Below are 5900 nucleotides of genomic sequence, written 5' to 3'. Positions count from 1 at the left end.
CTATTGGCACTACGCGCCTTCTGCTGCCCCACGCCGCCTCCGTCGGCTCAGTGGGCCGGCTGACGGCCGGCGCTACCGGGTACCGGCATCGATCTCCGCGACGGTTTCCCGACGCCGGGGTTCCGTCACCCGCCGAGCGTCGCCTTGACGCAGCGGCATTCCGTCACATTGCGCATGTAACCGGTTGCGCCGCAGGCCTTCACACCGCGTCATCACCACATCGCTGAACCACTCAGCCGTTTCGGCACGGGGCTTGCAACGTCATCACTCGAAACCCCCAAACAGCCGGAACGTTCCAGATGTCACACTCCGTCACCTCGATTCTTTCCCAGATCCGCACCTACCAGACCCAGGTAGGCCAGTCCGTCGAGACCCCCCAGACCAACGCCCTGCAAGGGCTGCCGGGGATGCAAGGGCTGGTGGCACCGCAGGACGTGCAGGGCCCGAGCTTCACCGAGACCCTGCGTGGCGCGATCGCCGGCGTCAACGAGGCGCAGCAGAAATCCGGCGCCCTCGCCCGCGCCTTCGAACTGGGTGAACCCGGCGCCGACCTGGCCAAGGTGATGGTCGCCTCGCAGCAGTCCCAGATCGCCTTCCGCGCCACCGTGGAAGTCCGCAACCGTCTCGTCCAGGCTTACCAGGACGTGATGAACATGCCGCTGTAAGGATAGAAACGCATGGCCCTGTCGCTCACCAAGGAATCCCTGAACGCCGAAAAGGCGGGCCAGTGGTTCGACCGGCTGCAAAGCCTGCAGATCACCCGTCGGCTTGGCCTGATGGCGATGATCGCCGTGGCCGTTGCGGCAGGCCTGTTCGTGTTCTTCTGGTCGCAGAAGCCGGGGATGGTGCCGCTGTACACCGGCTTGGACCAGAAGGCCACCGCCGAAGCCACCGACCTGCTGCGTGCGGCGCAGATTCCGTTCGAGCTGGACCCCGCCACCGGCGGCATCACCGTGCCGGAAAAGAACCTGCACGATGCGCGGCTGAAGCTGGCCGGTTCCGGCCTGACCGACAGCGGCCGCCTGGGCTTCGAGCTGATGGAGCGCGACCCCGGCTTCGGCGTCAGCCAGTTCATGGAAAACGCCCGCTACCAGCACTCGCTGGAAACCGAGCTGTCGCGCACCATCAACACCCTGCGCCCGGTGCGCGATTCACGCGTGCACCTGGCCATTCCCAAGCCCAGCGCCTTCACCCGCCAGCGCGACGTGGCCAGCGCCTCGGTGGTGCTGGAGCTGCGCGGTGGCCAGCAGCTGGAACGCGGCCAGATCGACGCCATCGTGCACATGGTGGCCGCCAGCATTCCCGACCTGGCCGCCGAGCGCGTCACCGTGGTCGACCAGAGCGGCCGCATGCTCAGCGTGTCCGACCCCAACAGCGAAGCGGCGGTCAATGCCGCCCAGTTCGACCAGGTACGCCGCCAGGAAACCTCGTTCAACCAGCGCATCCGTGAACTGCTCGAGCCGATGACCGGCCCGGGCCGGGTCAACCCGGAAGTCAGCGTGGACATGGACTTCTCGGTCACCGAAGAAGCCCGTGAGCTGTACAACGGCGAGCCGCAGAAGCTGCGCAGCGAACAGACCAGCGAAAACAGCACCAGCACCCCCGGCCCGCAGGGCGTACCGGGTGCGGCCAGCAACACCCCGCCTGGCCCGGCTGCCGCGCCGGCTACTGCCGCCACGCCGACCGAAACCGCGCGCAACGCCACCCGCAACTACGAGCTGGACCGCACCCTGCAGCACACCCGCCAGCCGGCCGGCCGCATCAAGCGCGTCTCGGTGGCGGTACTGCTGGACAACGTGCCGCGCCCCGGCGCCAACGGCAAGACCACCGAACAGCCGTTGTCGGCGGCCGAGCTCACCCGCGTCGAAGCACTGGTGAAGCAGGCGGTGGGCTTCGATGCCGAGCGCGGCGACACCGTGTCGGTGATGAACGCCCCGTTCGTGCGTGAAGTCACCCCGGTCGAAGGCCCCAAGTGGTGGGAACTGCCACAGGTGCAGGACGGCCTGCGCCTGCTGCTTGGCGCCATCGTGGTGCTGGCGCTGGTGTTCGGCGTACTGCGCCCGGCGCTGCGCTCGATCACCGGCACGCCGAAGAAGCTCGGCAAGGACGACAGCCTGGAACCGCACAGCGCCGACGTGCAGCTGGTGGACGATGGCGAAGGCCTGCCCCAGCTCGGTTCGGACCGGGTACACCTTTCAGGCCAAGAGCCGCTGGCGTTGCCGGTGGACTCCTACGAGGAACGACTGCGCATGGCGCGTGAAGCTGTAAAGACCGATTCCAAGCGCGTGGCCCAGGTGGTCAAGGGCTGGGTGGCCAATGATTGATCCCGCCGCCCCCCCGGCCCCCCTCAGCGGCGTGCAGCGCGCCGCCGTGCTGCTGCTGTCCCTGGGTGAAGTGGAAGCGGCCGACGTGCTGCGCCACATGGAACCCAAGGAAGTGCAGAAGATCGGCATCGCCATGGCGACCATGAGCGACATCACCCGCGAGCAGGTTGAACGGGTGATGGACCAGTTCAGCACCGAACTGGGTTCCAAGACCTCGCTCGGCGTCGGCTCGGACGACTACATCCGCAACATGCTGGTGCAGGCGCTGGGCACTGAAAAGGCCGGTAACCTGATCGACCGCATCCTGCTCGGCCGCAACACCACCGGCCTGGACGCGCTGAAGTGGATGGACCCGCGTGCGGTGGCCGACCTGGTCCGCAACGAGCACCCGCAGATCATCGCCATCGTGATGGCCCACCTGGAAACCGACCAGGCCGCCGACGCGCTCAAGCTGCTGCCCGAACGCACCCGGGTCGACGTGCTGCTGCGCATCGCCACCCTGGACGGCATTCCGCCGAACGCGCTGAACGAGCTCAACGAAATCATGGAGCGCCAGTTCGCCGGCAACCAGAACCTGAAGTCGTCCAACATCGGCGGCGTGCAGTGCGCGGCCAACATCCTCAACTTCATGGACAGCGGCCAGGACCAGGCCATCCTGGGCGAAATTTCCCGTATAGATGCGCCGCTGAGCGCGCGCATCCAGGAAAAGATGTTCGTGTTCGACGACCTGATCGACCTGGAAGACCGCGAACTGCAGCTGGTACTGCGCGAAGTCAGCGGCGAACGCCTGGGCCTGGCCCTGCGCGGCGCCGACATCAAGGTACGCGACAAGATCACCCGCAACATGTCCCAGCGTGCCGCCGAAATCCTGCTGGAAGACATGGAAGCACGCGGTCCGGTGCGCCTGTCGGACGTGGAAACCGCGCAGCGCGAGATCCTGGCCATCGTCAAGCGCATGGCCGATGAAGGCACCGTCACCATCGGCGGCAACGCGGAGGCCATGCTGTGAACCACGCCGTGCGCTGGCTTGCCCCGGACCTGCTGGCGGCCCCTGCCGCCCCCCAGGACGACCATTACGACCTCGACGAACCGGTCGCCGAACACGAGCCCGAACCGCTGCTGCAGCTGCCCACCCTGGAGGAAATCCAGGCGATCCAGGACGCCGCGGAAAAGGACGGCTTCGAACAGGGCCATGCCGACGGCCAGGCCCAGGGCCAGGCCGAAGTGCGTCGCCTGGTCGCCCAGATCGAAGGCATCCTCGACAACTTCGGCCGCCCGCTGGCGCGGCTGGAAAACGAAGTGGTGGCCGCGCTCGGCGAACTGGCCGTGCGCATTGCCGGCACCCTGGTCGGCCGCGCCTACGAGGCCGACCCGGCCCTGCTCGCGCAGCTGGTCGGCGAAGCGGTGGACGCAGTGGGCGGTGCCAACCGCGAGGTCGAAGTGCGCCTGCACCCCGACGACATCGCCGCACTTGCTCCGCTGCTGCAGCTCTCGCCCACCCAGCGCCTCACCGCCGACCTCACCCTGAGCCGTGGCGACCTGCGCGTGCACGCCGAAGCCGTGCGCATCGACGGCACCCTCGAAGCGCGCCTGCGCGGCGCGCTGGATGCGGTGCTGCGCAAATCCGGAGCCAGCGCATGAACACCGAACCCCTGCCCCCGCCGGCGGCGGACTGGTCGGCCGCACGCAACCTGCGCTTGGCCGCGCGCCTGGACGGCATCCAACCCGATGGCGCACACGGCCGTGGCCTGATCCGCGAAGGCGTACTGCGCCGCGCGGTCGGCCTGACCCTGGAAGCGGTTGGCTGCGAATCGCCGATGGGCGCCAGCTGCAAGGTTGAAGTCGCCGACGGCGGCTGGGTCGATGCCGAAGTGGTCGGCTTCGCCGGCGAGCGCACCTACCTGATGCCCAGCGCCGAACTGCACGGCCTGCTGCCCAACGCCCGCGTGGTGCCCTCGCTGGGCCGTGGCGGCGTCGAAGTCGGCGAAGGCCTGCTCGGCCGTGTCATCGACAGCGACGGCGTACCGCTGGACGGCAAGGGCCCGATCCGCGCCGAAGGCACCGTCGGCATGGCCGGCGTCTCGATCAACCCGCTCGCCCGCGAACCGATCACCCAGCCGCTCGACGTCGGCGTGCGCGCCATCAACGCCCTGCTGCCGATCGGCCGTGGCCAGCGCGTGGGCCTGTTCGCCGGTTCCGGCGTCGGCAAGTCCACCCTGCTCGGCATGATGACCCGCTACACCGCCGCCGACGTGATCGTGGTCGGCCTGATCGGCGAACGTGGCCGCGAAGTGCGCGACTTCGTCGAAAGCACCCTCGGCGAAGAAGGTCTGCGCCGCGCCGTGGTGGTGGCCAGCCCGGCCGACCGCCCGCCGCTGGCCCGCCTGCACGGCGCCTACCGCGCCACCGCCATTGCCGAATGGTTCCGCGACCAGGGCCTGAACGTGCTGCTGCTGATGGACTCGCTGACCCGCTTCGCCCAGGCCCAGCGCGAAATCGGCCTGTCCGTCGGCGAACCGCCGACCACCCGCGGCTACCCGCCCTCGGTGTTCGCCAAGCTGCCCGCCCTGGTCGAACGCGCCGGCAACGGCGCCAAGGGCCGCGGCTCCATCACCGCCTTCTACACCGTGCTGACCGAAGGCGACGACCCGCAGGACCCGATCGCCGACGCCGCCCGCGCCATCCTCGACGGCCACATCCTGCTCTCGCGCCGCGTGGCCGACAGCGGCCTGTACCCCGCCATCGACGTCGAATCCTCGGTCAGCCGCGTCGTCACCGAAATCGCCGACGAACCCTGGCGCCTGCGCATCCGCAAGCTCAAGCGCCTGGTCTCGGCCTACTCCAGCAACCGCGACCTGATCGCCATCGGCGCCTACCAGCGCGGCAACGATCCGGCCACCGACGAAGCACTGGAACGCTGGTCGGACATCGTCGATTTCCTCGGCCAGGACGTCGGCAAAGCCGCCGACCTGCCGCACAGCCAGGCCGCGCTCAAGCGCCTGGTGGAACCTGAGGGCTAAACCATGCAATCCAAGCGCATCGATCCCCTGCTCAAGCGGGCCCAGGACCACGAAGACGAAGTCGCCCGCGACCTCGCCGAGCGCCAGCGCGTGCTCGACACCCACCTCTCGCGCCTGGAGGAACTGCGGCGCTACGCAGAGGAATACGCCAACGCACAGATGGCCGCCACCAGCCCGGCCCAACTGCTGAACCGCCGCGCCTTCCTCGACCGCCTCGACACCGCCGTCGCCCAGCAGCGCCAGACCGTCGACAGCAACCGCGAAAAAGTCGAGGCCGAACGCGCCCGCCTGATCCTGGCCAGCCGCGACAAAGCCGTGCTCGAACAGCTTGCCGCCAGCTACCGCGCCCAGGAAAAGGTCCTGGTCGACCGCCGCGACCAGCGCGAAATGGACGACCTCGGCGCCCGCCGCAGCCGCCTGGCCCGCGCCGAAGACACCGACAGCGGAGACACCCCGTGATGCCCCCCAGCCTGCTCGGCAGCAGCGCCGGCCCCACCGCCAGCAGCAGCGCCCCCCCGACCACGTCCAGCGCGCGCAACACCAGCGGCAGCGACCG

6 protein-coding genes are annotated in these 5900 nt (G+C 69.0%); all 6 read left to right on the top strand.

Annotated features, from left to right (window positions below; genetic code table 11):
- The first annotated feature begins 299 nt into the window (after positions 1–299).
- Genes fliE through fliJ form a run of 6 tightly spaced genes read left to right on the top strand, consistent with a single transcriptional unit; the run spans position 300 to position 5803 of the window.
- Positions 300–665: a flagellar hook-basal body complex protein FliE gene (gene fliE / locus QMX79_RS19635; protein WP_282248267.1), complete on the top strand. Its 366-nt coding sequence runs from the start codon at positions 300–302 to the stop codon at positions 663–665.
- Positions 666–677: 12 nt separating this feature from the next.
- A complete protein-coding gene (fliF, locus tag QMX79_RS19630; protein WP_282248266.1) occupies positions 678–2324 on the top strand; it encodes a flagellar basal-body MS-ring/collar protein FliF in 1647 nt (548 codons plus the stop codon).
- Positions 2317–3333 (top strand): flagellar motor switch protein FliG, encoded by a 1017-nt coding sequence (fliG, locus tag QMX79_RS19625; RefSeq protein ID WP_282248265.1) that lies wholly within the window; start codon positions 2317–2319, stop codon positions 3331–3333. Before fliF ends, fliG begins: the two co-directional genes overlap by 8 nt.
- A complete protein-coding gene (locus QMX79_RS19620) occupies positions 3330–3965 on the top strand; it encodes a FliH/SctL family protein (protein WP_095363804.1) in 636 nt (211 codons plus the stop codon). Before fliG ends, QMX79_RS19620 begins: the two co-directional genes overlap by 4 nt.
- A complete protein-coding gene (locus QMX79_RS19615; RefSeq protein WP_214903414.1) occupies positions 3962–5344 on the top strand; it encodes a FliI/YscN family ATPase in 1383 nt (460 codons plus the stop codon). Before QMX79_RS19620 ends, QMX79_RS19615 begins: the two co-directional genes overlap by 4 nt.
- Positions 5345–5347: 3 nt before the next feature.
- Entirely contained in the window at positions 5348–5803 is a 456-nt protein-coding gene (fliJ, locus tag QMX79_RS19610) for a flagellar export protein FliJ (protein WP_068851672.1), read from the top strand.
- Positions 5804–5900 lie beyond the last annotated feature (97 nt).

The sequence above is a fragment of the Stenotrophomonas sp. PS02300 genome (assembly GCF_029959395.1).
Lineage (GTDB): Bacteria > Pseudomonadota > Gammaproteobacteria > Xanthomonadales > Xanthomonadaceae > Stenotrophomonas > Stenotrophomonas maltophilia_AD.
The sequence above is the reverse complement of the archived record's forward strand: the minus strand, read 5'-3'. Positions and strand labels throughout refer to the sequence as shown.

Bases quoted from the DNA above. Each gene is read 5' to 3' on its own strand.
- fliE (WP_282248267.1), top strand. From the start codon at position 300: ATGTCACACTCCGTCACCTCGATTCTTTCCCAGATCCGCACCTACCAG.
- fliF (WP_282248266.1), top strand. From the start codon at position 678: ATGGCCCTGTCGCTCACCAAGGAATCCCTGAACGCCGAAAAGGCGGGC.
- fliG (WP_282248265.1), top strand. From the start codon at position 2,317: ATGATTGATCCCGCCGCCCCCCCGGCCCCCCTCAGCGGCGTGCAGCGC.
- QMX79_RS19615 (WP_214903414.1), top strand. From the start codon at position 3,962: ATGAACACCGAACCCCTGCCCCCGCCGGCGGCGGACTGGTCGGCCGCA.
- fliJ (WP_068851672.1), top strand. From the start codon at position 5,348: ATGCAATCCAAGCGCATCGATCCCCTGCTCAAGCGGGCCCAGGACCAC.